Source organism: Candidatus Dormiibacterota bacterium (assembly GCA_036495095.1).
Classification (GTDB): Bacteria; Chloroflexota; Dormibacteria; order Aeolococcales; family Aeolococcaceae; genus CF-96.
The window spans coordinates 1-15,091 of record DASXNK010000194.1 but is presented as its reverse complement, the minus strand read 5'-3'; the positions used below and the strand labels follow the sequence as shown (position 1 = coordinate 15,091).

The following is a 15,091-nucleotide window of genomic DNA, read 5'->3' as shown; positions in this document are numbered from 1 at the left end:
TCAGGCCGGCTTCGGAGTCGCCGGGACGGCACCCGGCGAGGCCGGCTGGGGCACGATGATCGACCCATAGAAGTCTCGGAAGGTGCGCAGGTCGTCGGCCGTCGGGTAGAGGAAGTCGAGGCGCATCGCCCGGTTGGCGTCGAGGGTGACCCGAAGCTCGGCGAGCAGCGGTGGCATCGGCGGCTGCCCCGGGGTCGGTGGCGGCGCGGCGCCGCTGCGCGCGTAGAGCTTGAGCACCCCGGTGATGCCGAACACCTCGGCGGCGCCGACCTGGACGGTCGAGTAGCCCTCGATGCCCGGGGCCCCGAGTGCCGCCTGGTTGGCGCCGGTGGCGACGGCGATCTGCGGATAGCCGCCGCTCTGGGGACGGAAGATCACCGGCCCGGCGGCCTCGGTGAACGACCAGGTGTTGAGGTAGAGGGCGGTGAAGCCGCGGGCGTCGGACTGGTAGAGCTCGAAGTGCCGCGGGCTGGTGAACTGGGGGTTGTCGGTGATCCACCCGGTCTGGGTCTCGCCCTTGACCTGGTACCAGGTGTTGTTCTGGCCACCGTGGGACACAACTGTGACCACCGTGCCCTGGCCCAGGCTGCCGAGCACGGCGCCGTCGGGCGAGCCCGCGTCGCGCAGCTTCAGGCCCAGCGGGGCGATGACGGTGATCGTCGAGCCGATGTCGACCGCGCCCGGCGAGGGGCTCGGCGACGCCGTCGCCGGGGCCGAGGGCCGGGACGTCCCGCTCGGCGCCGGGGTGCTCGACGACCCGCAGCCGGCGAGCGCGGCGGCGAGCACGGCGGCGAGCACGGCGGCGCGGACGTTCATCCGGAGGCCTGCAGGATGCGCAGCGACGCCGCCACCGACGCGGAGAGGGCGTCGAGGTCGTAGCCGCCCTCCAGCACCCAGACGGTGCGGCCGCCGGCGGTCTCGGCGGCGATGCCGGCGAGCCGGCGGGCCACCTCGGCGTAGGTGTCGGTGTCGAGCCGGAGGCTGGCGAGCGGGTCGGCGCGGTGGCCGTCGTAGCCGGCGCTGACCACGATCAGCTCGGGGGCGTGGGCGCGCAGCGCCGGGGCGACCACCTCGTCGAAGGCGGCCAGCCACCGCTCGCCGGTCGTCCCCGCCGGCAGCGGCACGTTGACGGTGGCGCCGGCGCCGGCGCCCTCGCCGGTCTCGGAGCGGCGTCCCGTCCCCGGGTACAGGGGCCACTGGTGGAGCGAGCAGTAGAGCACCGAGGGGTCGTCGTAGAACACGTCCTGGGTGCCGTTCCCGTGGTGCACGTCGATGTCCACGATCGCGACCCGGCCGAGGCCGTGACGGCTCTGCGCCGCCCGGGCGGCGATGGCGGCATTGTTGAAGAGGCAGAACCCCATGGCGCGGTCGCGGGTGGCGTGGTGGCCGGGCGGGCGCACGATCGCGAACGCGCTCCGCGCCGACCCGGTGCAGACCGCGGCCACGCCCTCGGAGGCGGCGCCGGCGGCGCGCAGCGCCACGTCGTAGGAGCGGTCGGTGCAGTAGGTGTCCGGGTCGATCCAGGCGCCGCCGCCGCGGGCGGCGCGCTCGATGCGGCGGAGGTGGGCGTCGCCGTGGGCGCCGAGCACCAGCACGGCGTCGGCCTCGTGCACCGGGATCGCCGGCAGGTCGCGCAGCTGCGGGTCGGCGGCGAGGTGGTCGACGATGGCGTGGAGGCGCTGCGCCGACTCGGGGTGTCCGGGCGCGTCGTGCTGGTCGGAGGTGTCGTCGCTGAGGATGGCGACGGGGACGGGCAGGCTCATGCCAGGCACTCCGAGAGCTCTCGCAGGAAGGACTCGACGTCGGTGACCAGGCCCAGGGTCTGGGAGGAGCCGCGGTCGGCGAGCTTGGTCACCACCGAGGGGTTGATGTCGACGCACACCGTCCTGGTCGCGGCCGGCAGCATGTTGCCGGTGGCGATGGCGTGGAGCATCGACGCGCACATGATGCACAGCTCGACCCCGCGCAGTCCCTGGCGCATCCGCCGCTGCGCCTCGATCATGTCGACGACCACCTCGGGGAGGGGGCCGTCGTCGCGCACCGAGCCGGCCAGCACCACGGTGATGCCGCGGCGGAAGGCCTCGAACATCACCCCGCCGCGGATCATGCCGGTGGCCACCGCCTCGCGGATCCCGCCCGCCCCGCGGATGCGGTTGATGGCGCGGATGTGGTGCTCGTGGCCGGACTCGACGGGGAGGCCGTCGCGGAGGTTGATGCCGAGCGAGGTGCCGAAGAACTGCGACTCGATGTCGTGGGCGGCGAGCGCGTTGCCGGCGAACAGCACGTCGATCCATCCGGAGGCGATCAGCCGGCTGAGGTGCACGCCCGCCCCGGTGTGGATCACCGCCGGCCCCGCCACCATGCAGATGCGGCCGTCGCGGGCGCGGATCTCGCGCATCGTGTTCGCCAGCTCGCGGATGATCAGGTGCTTCGGCTTCTCGGCGGAGACCGAGCTGGTCATGAAGCCGAAGATCTCCCTGCTGCGCGAGCGCTCCACCGGCGACACCTTGATGCCGTCGTGGCCGACCACGATGCGGTCGCCGGCGCGGACCTCGGTGACCGCGACGCAGCGGGCCCGGCCGCCGTCGACCACGACCCCGCAGTCCATCTCGATGTCCTCGACCTCCAGCCAGGCCTCGGCGACGCGCACCGCGGTGGGCTGGTTGCTGGTCGAGTAGAAGGTGTCGGGGAGGACGCCGTCACGGGGGGCGGGCTCGGTGCGCGCGGCGGCGCCGTCGACCCGCACCGCCCCCTGCTGCTGGCAGGCGGCGACGATGGCGCGCAGGCCGCGGGCGTCGTCGTGGCTCAGGGTGATGCGCGCGAAGCTGCGCTCGTCGGGGTTCTGGCCGACCCGGAACTCGTCGACCTTGAAGGACCCGCCGAGGTCCATGACCACGTCGAAGATGCGCGGGAGCATCATCGAGTCGATGATGTGCCCGCTCACCTCGATGGTGGCGGTGGGCAATCCTTCTCCTCCGGGCGCCGGCGCGCCGTTCCCCCCCGGCAGTCTAGACATCCGGGGCGCGGTCAGCGCCCGGCCCGGGCACCCTCGCGGGCGGTCTCGATCCGCTCCCGCCAGTGCCGCGCCGCCGCCGCCGGTCCCTCGGGCGCGGCGGCGATGCCGCGGCTGACGCTGACCACCACGCCGCCGCCCGCGGCGTCGAGCCCGGCGGCGACCGCCGCCTCGACGGCGCCGCCCTGGGCGCCCACCCCGGGGAGCAGCAGCGGCGCCGACGGCGCCAGCCGGCGCAGCGCCGCCACCGCGTCGGGAGCGGTCGCCCCCACCACCAGCCCGACCGCGCCGCCCGGGTCCCAGCGCATCGCCAGGGTGGCGAGGTGGGCGAACACCGGGGTGCCGTCGTCGAGGCGGCGCTCGAGCAGGTCGGTGGCGCCGGGGTTGCTGGTGCGCGCCAGCAGGAACGCACCCCGCCCGGGCCGCTCCAGGAAGGGACGGACCGCGTCCTCCCCCATCAGCGGGTTGACGGTGACCGCATCGGCGCCGAGACCGTCGAAGAGGGCGCGGGCGTAGGCCTCCGCGGTGCTGCCGATGTCGCCGCGCTTGCCGTCGACGATGAGCATGCGGTCGGCCGGGACCCGGGCGCGCAGCCCCTCCAGCACCCGCCAGCCGGCGGCCCCGTGCTGCTCGAAGAAGGCGGCGTTGGGCTTGACCGCGCAGACCTGGTCGAGGGTCGCCTCGAGGAGCTCCGCGCAGAGACGCTCCGCCTCCGCTGCGGTGGCGCAGCCGGTCGGGTCGAGGCCGACGCAGAGCAGCGAGCCGCTGCGCTCGCACGCCTCGCGCAGCCGCGCGGCGAAGTCGGTCGGCGCCACCCGCCGCCTACCAGACGTCGCGGCTGGTGCTCGGCTGGATGGCGCCCTGATCGGTTCGCGGCGCGTAGGGCTGCTCGAGGCGCGCGTGCTCGGTCGAGCAGCAGCGCGGGCAGAGCTCCTGGATGCGGCCGTCGAGCAGCACGCCGGCGAGGCGGTAGATCGGGAACGGCCGCCCGCAGTTGTCGCAGTTGCGGATCACCGGCATGGGATCAGCGTAGCGGGTGCAGGCCCAGCCTCGCCGCCATCGCCGCCGCCGGGGCCGCGAAGCCGGGGCCACCCTCGTCCCGGGTGACGTAGGCCCGGATCCTGCGGTCGAAGGCCTCGATCACCACGGAGGCCACAAGAACGTCGGCACCAGCCCGTTGTACTCCACGATGGCGAGGCCTGAAGGACGGACGGAGCGGCCCCGGGCCCGGCGGCCGGAGGTGACGGGTGAGGGGACAGCGCGCACCCGCGCGCTCGCCGTCGAGGCGTTCGCGGAGCTGCCCGCCTCGCTGGCGGCATCCGCGGGGGAACAGCTGCCGGCACCGCCCCCCGCCGGACGGCCTGCACGCCGTCCGGCAGGGGGCACCACCGCCACCGCCACCGCGGCGAGGCCGCGCCCGGCGGCGGCGACGCCGAAGGCCCGGCCGGTGGCGCCGAAGCCGGCGACCCGGCCCGCGGCCGCGCCCCGGCGCCGTGCGGCGGCGATGACCCGGCCCTCGGCCCCGCCCCCGACCACGACCCGACCCGGGCTCGCCACCGCCGTGCTGACCGCCGCGGCGACCCTCGCCCTGCTCGGCGCCACCCTGCCGGGTGCGGCGATCCCGTCGCTCCACGCCTCCCTCGGCGCCTCCGCGCCCGACGCCAGGCTCACCGTCACCCTGTACCTGGTGGCGATGGGGATGGCGGTGCCGGTCGCCGCCGGGCTGGGCGACCGCATCGGCGCCGCCCGGCTGCTGCGCTGGTCGGTCGCCGCGCTGGTCGCCGCCTCGGCGCTCGCCGGCCTCTCCTGGAACCTCGGCGTGCTCCTCGGCCTCCGGGCCGTCCAGGGAGCGGCCGCCGGCCTGCTGCTGCCGGCGGCGGTGGCGCTGCTCTGCCGGGTCCGGCCCCGGACCGGCTGGGTGGCCGGCCCGCTCGGCGGGGGGCTGCTGCTGGCGCCCGCCCTCTCCCCCGCCCTCGGCGCCTGGCTGGCCGGCCACCTGGAGTGGCGGATCCCGCCCCTGCTGATGCTCCCGCTCGGAGTCGCGACGCTGGCCTGCGCCCGGCTGTCGCTGCCCCGGGCCCCCGGCGAGCCTGGCGCCCGGCCCGACCCCGCGGGGATGGCCACCGCGGCGCTGGCGCTGGGGGCGCTGCTCCTGGCCCTGCTCCAGGGCGCCGCGTGGGGCTGGGGCTCGTACCCGGTGCTCGGCCTGCTCGCCGTGAGCCTGGTCAGCGTCCTCCTCCTCGCGGTGGTCGAGCTCTCCGTGCCCGAGCCGCTCGTCGACCTCCGACGGCTGGGGTCCGCCGAGGTGCTGCTCGTCCTGCCGCTGCTCGCGGTGGCGGTGGCCGAGCTCTTCGGCGGGCTCGTCGACGTGCCCCTGCTGCTCCAGGGCGCGGGCGCGACCGGCGGTCTGCAGGTGGGGATGGCGCTGCTGCTGCCCGCGGCGCTCGCCGCCGGGTCGATGGCGGCGGCGATGCCGCTCCGGGACCGGCTGGGGGCGCGCTGGCCGGTGGCCGGGGGCCTGCTCGCCGTCGCCGTCGCCACCTACATGCTCCACGGCGTGCCCCCCTCCGGGGTGGCGCGGCTGCTGCTCTGGTCGTCGCTGCGCGCCGCCGCCCTCGGCATCGCCCTGGCCCCCCTGGTGGCGGCGGCGATCGCCCCGTCGGCGCGGGTGGGGCGGGCCGCCGGGGTCGCCGCCGTCTCGGTGCTGATCCCCGCCGCCGCGGGAACCGCGGTGCTCGGGTCGGCGCTGGCGGTGCCGGCGTGGTCGCCGGGGTCGCAGGCGGCCGCGGGGACTCTGCCGCAGCGGCTGGTGCTCCTCCACGGCGACGTCCTCCTCCCCCTCCCCGGCGGCACCCTGCTCCACACCGTGATGGTCACCGCGGCGCTCGCCGCCCTCGGCGCCCTGCTGGCGCTGCGGCTCCCCTCAGGCGGCGAGAACGCCGGAGGCTGATACCGTCTCTTGCCAACCTCTTACCCGGGTCTTACGCCGCTCTTGAACCGCAGCCCCGATGCTCGACTGGCGGCGGCAAGGAGAGGGACGGTGGAGGGATGGCGGTGGCTCTCGATCCCACGGGTGCTCGGTGAGCGGCGGCCCCGCCGTCCTCACCCTGGAGAACGTCTCCAAGAACTACGGCGCCGGCGAGACCATGGTGCAGGCGCTGCGCTCGGTGTCGCTGGAGGTCAACCGTGGTGACTTCGTCGCCATCATCGGACCGTCCGGCTCCGGCAAGTCGACGCTGATGAACATCCTCGGATGCCTCGACGTGCCCAGCACGGGACGCTACCTGTTCGCCGGCGACGACGTGATGCGCCTCAGCGACGACCAGCTGGCGCGGATCCGCAACCTGCGCATCGGGTTCGTGTTCCAGCAGTTCCACCTGCTGAAGAAGCTCAGCGCCTGGCGCAACGTCGAGCTGCCGCTGCTCTACCGCCGCGCCCGGGGGAGGCGCGAGAAGGCGCTGGCCGCGCTCTCGATGGTGGGCCTCGACCACCGCGTCGACCACACCCCGAACGAGCTCTCCGGCGGCCAGCAGCAGCGCGTCGCCATCGCCCGCGCCCTGGTCACCGACCCCGAGCTGATCCTCGCCGACGAGCCCACCGGCAACCTCGACACCACCTCGACCGCCGAGATCCTCGCCATCCTCAACCAGCTCCACGGCGACGGCCGGACGATCGTGCTCATCACCCACGACCCCGAGATCGCCGCGGTGGCGGCACGGGTGGTGCGGATCAGCGACGGGGTGCTCACCGAGGAGGTGCCCGTGGCCCTCACCGGCCGCCGCTCCGAGACCGCCCGGGCCCGTCCCCGCGCCCCCCGCCGGCGGGCGGCGCCGATCGCCGACCCCCCCGGCGAGGCGGCCTCACCGCCGGCCCGGCGCCGCCGCTCCGCCTGAGCCGGGGCTCAGGCGGCGCCGTTCTCCGGGTCGGTGACCAGGGCACCGCCCAGCGACCGGCTCTGGCCGCGGAACTCGGCGACCACGGCGCCGTCCTCGCGCCGCACGGTGACGTCGTAGACACCGTTGCGGCCGATCCGGGTGCGCTCGGCGGCGGTCGCCAGCAGCACGTCGCCGGGGTGGGCGGGGGCGGTGTGGATCACCTCGGCGCTGCGCGACACCGTGGCCATCCCGTGGCTGTTGCAGGCGATCGCGTAGGCGATGTCGGCGAGGGCGAAGACCACCGCGCCGTGGACGGTGCCGATCCCGTTGACCATGCCGTCGCCGGTGCGCAGCCGCGCCACCGCGTGCCCGGTGCCGACCTCGAGGATCTCGACGCCGAGCTGGCGGGCGAACGTGTCGCGGGCCAGGATGGCGTCGGCGCAGCTCCGGGCGAGCTCGTCGGCGGCGCTCACGTCGCGGGGTCGCGGCGCCGCAGGCCGTCGAAGGCGAGCCGCATCACCGCGTCGGCGAGCTCGGTGGCCGAGCCGGTGCCCGAGGGCTCGTACCACTCCACCACCGAGTTGATCATGCCGAACAGCAGTCGCGTGGTCAGGCGGGGGTCGACGTCGTCGCGGAGGTCGCCGTCCTCGACGGCGCTGCGGACCATCTCCGACACCCTGCGGTCGAACTCGCGGCGGCGCTGCAACGCCCACTGCTCGGCGTCGGTGTTGCCCCGCACCCGCAGCAGCAGGGTGACGTAGGGAAGCTCGTCGACGAGCACCTGCACCGAGGAGCGCACCATGTGCTCGAGCCGGTCGATGGAGCGGCCGGTGCAGGCCTCGGGCTGCTCGAGCATCGCGAAGAGCCGGTCGAGGGCACGGCTCACCGCCAGCCGCAGCAGCTCCTCCTTGCTGCGCACGTGGTGGTAGATCGAGGACTTGGTGATGCCGGTGGCATGGGCCAGGTCCTCCATGCTGGTGCCATCGTAGCCGCGCTGGTTGAAGGCCTCGACGGCCACGGCGAGGAGGCTCTGGGGCGTGTAGGCGACGCGCTCGCCGGAGCGTTGGCGCGGCGCGGCGGCGGAGGCGGCGCCGGCCCCCGGCGCTCCGCGTGCGCTCATGGTTCTTCCCCTGATCGCCTGACCCGTTGATTGTGCGGACTCGGAGGCGCCTGCGCGAGTAGCCTTGACACGGTTTGGAGCCCCTCCGGTACACTCGATAGTACACGACCGAACGTTCGGACGGGGGCGAGCGGGATCTGATGGACGCGACGGCCACCGGGGCCCTCGAGGAGCACTTCCAGCGCACCATCGAGGCCGATCAGCGGGTCGAGCCCCGCGACTGGATGCCCGACGCCTACCGCGCCAGCCTGGTCCGCCAGATCGCCCAGCACGCCCACTCCGAGATCATCGGGATGCAGCCCGAGGGCAACTGGATCACCCGGGCGCCGTCGCTGCGCCGCAAGGCGATCCTGATGGCGAAGGTGCAGGACGAGGCCGGCCACGGCCTCTACCTCTACGCCGCCGCCGAGACCCTCGGGGTGAGCCGCCAGCAGCTGCTCGACCTGCTCCACCGCGGCCGTCAGAAGTACTCGACGATCTTCAACTACCCGACCCTCACCTGGGCCGACGTCGGCGCCATCGGCTGGCTGGTCGACGGCGCCGCCATCACCAACCAGATCCCGCTCTGCCGCTGCTCCTACGGTCCCTACGCGCGGGCGATGACCCGGATCTGCAAGGAGGAGTCGTTCCACCAGCGCCAGGGCTTCGAGCTGCTCCACACCCTCGCCCACGGCACCGCCGCACAGCACGCCATGGCCCAGGACGCGGTGAACCGCTGGTGGTGGCCGACGCTGATGATGTTCGGGCCCCCCGACGGCGACTCCGCGCACGGCGCACAGTCGATGGCGTGGCGGATCAAGCGCCACTCCAACGACGAGCTGCGTCAGCGCTTCGTCGACATCTGCGTGCCCCAGGCTGTGGTACTCGGGCTCAGCCTCCCCGACCCGGAGCTGCGCTGGAACCCGGAGCGCGGCCACCACGACATCGGCGCCATCGACTGGGACGAGTTCCGCGCCGTGGTCCGCGGCGACGGGCCCTGCAACCGCCAGCGCATCGCCCACCGCGTCGCCGCCCACGAGGAGGGACGCTGGGTGCGCGAGGCGGCGCTCGTCCACGCCGAGAAGCAGCGGCGCCGCCGCGCGCGGGGGTCCGCGGAATGACCGAGGAGCGCGGCTGGCCGCTGTGGGAGGTGTTCGTGCGCAGCCGGCGCGGCCTCTCCCACACCCACGCCGGCAGCCTCCACGCCGCCGACGCGGAGATGGCGCTGCGCAACGCCCGCGACGTCTACACCCGCCGCGGCGAGGGCTGCAGCATCTGGGTGGTGCCCGCGAACGCGGTCACCGCCTCGTCCCCCGACGAGAAGGACCCGTTCTTCGCGCCCGCCGCCGACAAGGTGTACCGCCACCCCACCTTCTACGACATCCCCGACGAGGTGAGGAACCTGTGACCGAGGCCGACCTCCGGGCGGCGTGCGCGCTCCGGCTCGGCGACGACGGGCTGATCCTCTCCCACCGCCTCGCCGAGTGGGCCTCGCTCGCCCCCGAGCTCGAGGAGGACGTCGCCCTCACCAACATCGCGCTCGACCTGCTCGGCCAGGCGCGGATGCTGCTCACCCACGCGGGCGAGCTCGAGGGTCGCGGCCGCGACGAGGACGACCTCGCCTACCTCCGCGACGAGCGGGAGTTCGTCAACTGCCTGCTGGTGGAGCAGGAGAACGGCGACTTCGCGGTCACGATCGCCCGCCAGCTGCTCTACTCCACGTACCAGCTCGGCCTGCTCGAGGGCCTGCTCGGCTCCACCGACCCCACCCTGGCCGCGGTGGCGGCGAAGGCCGTGCTGGAGGTCGACTACCACCGCGACCACGCCGCCGGCTGGACGGTGCGCCTCGGCGACGGCACCGAGGAGAGCCACCGGCGGATGCAGTCGGCGCTGGACCGGATGTGGCCCCACACCGCCGAGCTCTTCGAGACCGACGAGGTGACCGGCCGCGCCGCCGCCGCCGGCCTCGCACCCGACCCGGCGTCGCTGCGGCCCGCCTGGGACAGCGCGGTGGACGCGGTGCTCGCCGAGGCGACGCTGGCCCGGCCCGAGGGCTCCTGGGGACCCACCGGGGGTCGGCGCGGCCTGCACACCGAGTGCTTCGGCCGCCTGCTCGCGGAGATGCAGCACCTCCACCGCTCCCACGCGGGGGCGCGCTGGTAGCCGTGGACGCCACCGCGCGGGTGCGCGCCCTGGTCGCGGACGTCGCCGACCCGGAGATCCCCGCGCTCACCATCGAGGACCTCGGCATCCTCCGCGGGGTGCGCCTCGACGGCGGCGTCGTGGTGGTCGAGATCACCCCCACCTACTCCGGCTGCCCGGCGCTGGCGGCGATCCGTGAGGACGTCGAGTCCCGGCTGCGCGAGCACGGCCACGCCGAGGTGGAGGTGCGCACCGTGCTCTCCCCCGCCTGGACCACCGACCTGATCACCGACCGGGGCCGGTCGCGGCTCGCCGCCGAGGGCATCGCCCCTCCCCCACCCCCGGGGACCGCCGTCGATCCGGACGTGCCCTGCCCGCAGTGCGGGTCGGCGCACACCGAGCCGCTCAGCCGGTTCGCCGCCAGCCCCTGCCAGGCGCTGCGCCGCTGCCACGCCTGCCGCGAGCCCTTCCCCCACCTCAGGGCCCACCGGTGAGCACGGCGCCCGGGGCGGCGCCCGCGGCACCGCGCCACGCCGTCCTCCACGAGCTGCGGGTGGCCGCCGTCGAGCCGCTCACCGACGACTCCGTCACCATCACCTTCGAGGTGCCGGGGCGGCTCCGCGAGGCCTACCGCCACACCCAGGGCCAGCACGTCTCGGTGCGCTGCCCGGTCGCCGGCGACGAGGCGCGGCGCAACTACTCGATCTGCACCCCGGCGGGCTCGGGGGTGCTGCGCATCGCCGTGAAGCGTCTCGACGGCGGGGTGTTCTCCGGGTACGCGCACACCCGGCTCCGCGCCGGCGACACCCTCGAGGTGATGACCCCGACCGGGCGGTTCCACGCCCCGCTCGACCCTGGCCGGGCCCGGCAGCACGTCGCCGTCGCCGTGGGCAGCGGCATCACCCCGGTGCTCTCGATCGTCGCCACCACCCTGGCGGTCGAGCCGCGCAGCCGGGTCACCCTCCTGTACGGCAACCGCACCACCGCCGGGATCATGTTCCTGGAGGAGCTCTTCGACCTCAAGAACCGGTTCTGCGAGCGCTTCCAGCTGGTCAACGTGCTCTCCCGCGAGGAGCAGGAGGCGGAGCTGCTGAACGGCCGGCTGGACGGCGAACGGCTGGGCCGTCTGCTCGACGTGCTGCTCCCCGGCGGCGGTGACGAGTGGTTCCTCTGCGGTCCGCGGGCGATGATCGAGGAGGCGCGCGCCACCCTGCTCGGGCGCGGGGTGGAGGGGTCGCGGCTCCACTCCGAGCTGTTCCACGCCGGCGCCGACCGCGCCGCCCCCGGTCGCGCGGTGCCCGCCGGGCCCGCCGGGGGCGGCAGCCGGGTCACCGTGGTCCTCGACGGCCGCAGCTCCAGCTTCGAGCTCGGCGCCGGCGCCGAGCCGATCCTCGATGCCGTGCTGCGGGTGCGGAGCGACGCACCCTATGCCTGCAAGGACGGGGTCTGCGGCACCTGCCGGGCGCGGGTGCTGAGCGGCGCGGTGACGATGGACCGCAACCACGCCCTCGAACCCGACGAGGTCGAGGCCGGGTTCGTGCTCGCCTGCCAGTCGCACCCGGCCAGCCCGGCGGTCACCCTCGACTTCGACGGCTGAACCGGGGTGACACGGGCTGACGCGAACCGGCCTCCGGTGCCATAACCGGACGATCGCGACTTGTTGCGGGCCGAACAACGCGGTGGCCTTCCGGGGGCGCGTAGCATGGAGAACGACGCGCCGATGGCGGTGGCACCGCCGGCAGCCCTGCCGGCCCCTCCGCCCAGCATCGGGTGTGAGCAGCGGCCGCGGACGACGCGGTGCCCGATCTGCACCCCCGGAGGTACCGTCGATGGACGCTCTTCTCGAATCCTTTCTCGACTCGCCGCACCCCGGCGAACGCAGGGGGACCTTCAGGGCGCGGCGAGCCAAGATCGTGTGCACCCTCGGCCCCGCCAGCCAGACCCCCGAGACCATCGGTGCGCTGATCGACGCCGGCATGGACGTCGCCCGCCTGAACTTCTCCCACGGGACCCGCGAGCAGCACCTCGCCACCTACCGCCTGGTCCGGGAGGCCGCGGACGCCCGCCGCCGCGCCGTCGGCGTGCTCGCCGACCTCCAGGGGCCGAAGGTGCGGCTGGGCAGCTTCGAGGGGGGGACGGCGCTCCTCGAGCGCGGCGCCCTCTTCACCGTCACCGCCGAGACCGGCCACGACCCCGGGGACGTGCTCGCGGGCTCGAGCCACCGGGCGACCACCAGCTACGCGGCGCTGCCCCACGACGTCACCGCCGGCGACACCCTGCTCATCGACGACGGGCGGATCCGCCTGCGCGCGCTCGGCTCCAGCGGCAACGACGTGCTCTGCACCGTGGTCGACGGCGGCGTGGTCTCCGACCACAAGGGCCTGACCCTGCCCGGGGTGCGGATGAGCGTGCCCACCCTGTCGGACAAGGACACCGAGGACCTGCGCTTCGCGCTGGCGATGGGCGTCGACCTGGTGGCCCTCTCCTTCGTGCGCCGCCCCGAGGACATCGAGGCGGTCCACCAGGTCATGGACGCCTGTGGCCGGCGGGTGCCGGTGATCGCCAAGCTGGAGCGCGAGGAGGCCGTCGACCGGCTGGCGGACATCGTCGCCGCCTTCGACGGCCTGATGGTGGCGCGCGGCGACCTCGGGGTGGAGATGCCCCTCGAACAGCTGCCCCTGATCCAGAAGCGCGCCGTGCGCCTGGCCCGGGAGAGCTGCAAGCCGGTGATCGTCGCCACCCAGATGCTGGAGTCGATGACCCACGATCCCCGGCCCACCCGCGCCGAGGTCTCGGACGTCGCCAACGCGGTGCTCGACGGCGCCGACGCCCTGATGCTCTCCGGTGAGACCAGCGTGGGCGCCTACCCGGTGGAGACCGTGAACACCATGGCCCGGATCATCGTCGCCACCGAGCGGGCGGGGCTGGCCACGCTGCCCTCACCCGCCTCGACCACCCCCGCCGAGGCGATCGCCGCGGCGGCCCCGGAGGTCGCGCTGTCGGTCGACGCCCAGGCGCTGGTCGCCTTCACCGAGACCGGCATGTCAGCGCGTCGGCTCTCCCGCCACCGCTGCCACATCCCCATCCTGGTGTTCACCCCCCACGCCGCGGTGCGCAGCCAGCTGGCGCTGACCTGGGGGGTCGAGACCTTCGTGGTGCCGCTCGCCGGCCACACCGACGAGATGGTGCTGCAGGTCGAGCGGGCGATGCTCGACCTCGGCCGCTGCGCCCCCGACGACCTCGTCGTCATCGTCGCCGGCACCCTGACCGGCGAGAGCGGGTCCACCAACCTGCTGCGCATCCACCGGGTCGGCGAGACCGGCCAGTCCGGCTGACCGCGGCCGGCGCGAGTCTCACGCTTTTCCATGCCTTAACCGCCTCCGCATCGTCTGCAATCCCGCTGCGCCCCGCCGGTGTGCTCCCATGGCGATCATCTAGACAAGATGGCGTCGCGGTGCGCTCGTGGTGATTGCGGGCGACGGTGGCGTGGAGAGAGGGGCGATGGATTCGAGACGAGAGCACCTCCGACCGACCCCGGCGCTGCGGCGCGGGCTCACCGCCGCGCCGGCGCTGGCGATCCTCGCGCTCGCCGGCTGCGGAGGGTCGACCCCGACCACCGGCACGGCGGCCACCGCCGCCGGGTTCACCTGTCCCAACAACGGCACCGTGCGGATGGGCGTCGAGCCCTACGACGACGCCGCCAAGCTGCTCCCCGTGCTCCAGTCGGTGGCCCAGCAGCTGGGGACGAAGCTGGGCTGCACCGTCGAGCTGACCGTGGCCACCAACTACACCGCCGAGATCGAGGCGATGCGCAACGGCAAGCTGGAGATCGGCGAGTTCGGCCCGCTCGGCTACGTGCTCGCCCACCAGGTGGCGAGGGCGCAGGCGGTGGCCACCTACACCGACAGGAGCGGCGGGCCGGCCACCTACACCGCCAGCATCGTGAGCCCCCAGGGGTCGGGCATCGCCAGGCTCGCCGACGTCGCCGGCCACAGCTTCGCCTACAGCGACGTGGCGTCGACCTCGGGCCACCTGTTCCCCGCCTACGCGCTGAAGAAGTCCGGCATCGACCCCGACACCGGCGTGCAGGCGCTCTACGCGGGCAGCCACACCGCGGCCTTCGAGGCGATCCGCAACAGGAAGGTGGACGCCGGTGAGCTCAACAGCAACACGATCACGTCGGCGACCGCGTCCGGTGAGTACAAGCCGGCGGACTACGTCACCCTGTGGCAGTCCGATCCCATCCCCCAGGACCCGATCTGCGTCCGCGGCGACCTGCCCGCCTCCTTCACGAAGAAGCTGTCCGCGGCCCTCGCCGCCATCGACCTGAGCACCGTCGCCGACCCCGGCAAGGTGCTCCTCGGCCCCGGGTTCACGGCCCAGCCGGACAGCGCCTACACCACCATCCGCGACCTGGTCTCGACGCTGAAGCTCGATCTCAACAACCTCCCGAAGTAGCCGGAGCCGGACGCCATGGCGATCGCACCCGCGGTCCGGCGGCCGGCGCCGGGGTCGCCCGCCGCGCCGGGGCAGCCGCTCCTCGAGGTCTCCGGCCTGAGCAGGCGCTTCGGCGACCGGCTGGTGCTCGACGGCGTCGACATGGCCGCGCGTGCCGGTGAGGTCACCGCCATCCTCGGCCCCAACGGCAGCGGGAAGTCGACGCTGATGCGCTGCACGGTTCGGCTGATCGAGCCCAGCGCCGGCACGGTGCGGGTGGCCGGCCAGGAGCTCACCACCCTCGACGACCGGCGGCTGCAGCAGGCGCGGCGGAGCATCGCCATGGTCTTCCAGAGCGCCAACCTGGTGCGCCGCCGCACCGCCCTCGCCAACGCCGCCAGCGGGGCGCTCGGCGGTCTCGGCGGTCTCCGGGTGGCCTGCGGGCACCTCCCCCGGGCGGCGCTCGAGCTCGGCCTCCGCAACCTGGTCAGGGTGGGCATGGCGGAGGTCGCCCTGCAGCGCGCC

General features: G+C 74.7%; 18 protein-coding genes. 10 read left to right on the top strand and 8 right to left on the bottom strand.

Translation table 11 applies throughout. The features are described 5' to 3' along the window. The 6 genes from VGL20_19195 to VGL20_19170 all read right to left on the bottom strand — a co-directional run bounded on the left by VGL20_19195 (window position 1) and on the right by VGL20_19170 (window position 4,169). Window positions 1–816 (bottom strand): SH3 domain-containing protein, encoded by an 816-nt coding sequence (locus VGL20_19195; protein ID HEY2705813.1) that lies wholly within the window; start codon window positions 814–816, stop codon window positions 1–3. Beyond that, window positions 813–1,763 carry a histone deacetylase gene (locus VGL20_19190; protein HEY2705812.1) on the bottom strand — a complete coding sequence of 317 codons (951 nt, stop codon included), beginning with the start codon at window positions 1,761–1,763 and terminating at the stop codon, window positions 813–815. Before VGL20_19190 ends, VGL20_19195 begins: the two co-directional genes overlap by 4 nt. Next, window positions 1,760–2,965 carry a TIGR00300 family protein gene (locus VGL20_19185; GenBank protein HEY2705811.1) on the bottom strand — a complete coding sequence of 402 codons (1,206 nt, stop codon included), beginning with the start codon at window positions 2,963–2,965 and terminating at the stop codon, window positions 1,760–1,762. The genes VGL20_19190 and VGL20_19185 overlap by 4 nt, the downstream gene beginning before the upstream one ends. A 62-nt stretch (window positions 2,966–3,027) precedes the next feature. Then, the gene (gene pyrF, locus VGL20_19180; GenBank protein HEY2705810.1) at window positions 3,028–3,828 is read right to left on the bottom strand and encodes an orotidine-5'-phosphate decarboxylase; all 801 of its coding nucleotides are present in this window, start codon (window positions 3,826–3,828) and stop codon (window positions 3,028–3,030) included. Between the two features lie 7 nt (window positions 3,829–3,835). Then, window positions 3,836–4,033, bottom strand: coding sequence for a hypothetical protein (locus VGL20_19175; protein HEY2705809.1), 198 nt, complete (start codon window positions 4,031–4,033; stop codon window positions 3,836–3,838). A 4-nt stretch (window positions 4,034–4,037) separates the two neighbouring features. Then, window positions 4,038–4,169, bottom strand: coding sequence for a hypothetical protein (locus tag VGL20_19170; protein ID HEY2705808.1), 132 nt, complete (start codon window positions 4,167–4,169; stop codon window positions 4,038–4,040). Between the two features lie 84 nt (window positions 4,170–4,253). Between VGL20_19170 and VGL20_19165 the strand changes: the two genes are divergently transcribed. Both VGL20_19165 and VGL20_19160 read left to right on the top strand, forming a co-directional pair. Beyond that, complete coding sequence (locus VGL20_19165) at window positions 4,254–5,963, top strand: MFS transporter (protein HEY2705807.1); 1,710 nt, start codon at window positions 4,254–4,256, stop codon at window positions 5,961–5,963. Window positions 5,964–6,159: 196 nt separating this feature from the next. After that, complete coding sequence (locus VGL20_19160) at window positions 6,160–6,906, top strand: ABC transporter ATP-binding protein (GenBank protein HEY2705806.1); 747 nt, start codon at window positions 6,160–6,162, stop codon at window positions 6,904–6,906. An 8-nt stretch (window positions 6,907–6,914) separates the two neighbouring features. On the opposite strand, the gene VGL20_19155 is transcribed toward VGL20_19160, so the two are convergent. Both VGL20_19155 and VGL20_19150 read right to left on the bottom strand, forming a co-directional pair. Next, complete coding sequence (locus tag VGL20_19155; protein ID HEY2705805.1) at window positions 6,915–7,361, bottom strand: hotdog fold thioesterase; 447 nt, start codon at window positions 7,359–7,361, stop codon at window positions 6,915–6,917. Beyond that, window positions 7,358–8,008, bottom strand: a complete 651-nt coding sequence (locus VGL20_19150) for a TetR/AcrR family transcriptional regulator (GenBank protein ID HEY2705804.1) — start codon at window positions 8,006–8,008, stop codon at window positions 7,358–7,360. Before VGL20_19150 ends, VGL20_19155 begins: the two co-directional genes overlap by 4 nt. Before the next feature lie 140 nt (window positions 8,009–8,148). Between VGL20_19150 and paaA the strand changes: the two genes are divergently transcribed. The 8 genes from paaA to VGL20_19110 form a co-directional block, all read left to right on the top strand. After that, window positions 8,149–9,108 (top strand): 1,2-phenylacetyl-CoA epoxidase subunit PaaA, encoded by a 960-nt coding sequence (gene paaA / locus VGL20_19145; protein HEY2705803.1) that lies wholly within the window; start codon window positions 8,149–8,151, stop codon window positions 9,106–9,108. Next, window positions 9,105–9,395, top strand: a complete 291-nt coding sequence (paaB, locus tag VGL20_19140) for a 1,2-phenylacetyl-CoA epoxidase subunit PaaB (protein ID HEY2705802.1) — start codon at window positions 9,105–9,107, stop codon at window positions 9,393–9,395. The genes paaA and paaB overlap by 4 nt, the downstream gene beginning before the upstream one ends. Next, on the top strand, window positions 9,392–10,150 hold the full coding sequence (gene paaC, locus VGL20_19135) for a 1,2-phenylacetyl-CoA epoxidase subunit PaaC (GenBank protein ID HEY2705801.1): 759 nt from the start codon (window positions 9,392–9,394) through the stop codon (window positions 10,148–10,150). Before paaB ends, paaC begins: the two co-directional genes overlap by 4 nt. A 2-nt stretch (window positions 10,151–10,152) precedes the next feature. Continuing rightward, a complete protein-coding gene (paaD, locus tag VGL20_19130) occupies window positions 10,153–10,623 on the top strand; it encodes a 1,2-phenylacetyl-CoA epoxidase subunit PaaD (protein ID HEY2705800.1) in 471 nt (156 codons plus the stop codon). After that, window positions 10,620–11,726, top strand: coding sequence for a 1,2-phenylacetyl-CoA epoxidase subunit PaaE (gene paaE, locus VGL20_19125; protein ID HEY2705799.1), 1,107 nt, complete (start codon window positions 10,620–10,622; stop codon window positions 11,724–11,726). Before paaD ends, paaE begins: the two co-directional genes overlap by 4 nt. Before the next feature lie 232 nt (window positions 11,727–11,958). Next, a complete protein-coding gene (gene pyk / locus VGL20_19120) occupies window positions 11,959–13,464 on the top strand; it encodes a pyruvate kinase (GenBank protein ID HEY2705798.1) in 1,506 nt (501 codons plus the stop codon). 166 nt (window positions 13,465–13,630) lie between these two features. Further along, a complete protein-coding gene (locus VGL20_19115) occupies window positions 13,631–14,587 on the top strand; it encodes a phosphate/phosphite/phosphonate ABC transporter substrate-binding protein (GenBank protein HEY2705797.1) in 957 nt (318 codons plus the stop codon). 15 nt (window positions 14,588–14,602) lie between these two features. Then, window positions 14,603–15,091, top strand: a 489-nt coding sequence (locus tag VGL20_19110) for an ATP-binding cassette domain-containing protein (protein ID HEY2705796.1), incomplete at its 3' end; no start/stop codon positions are given.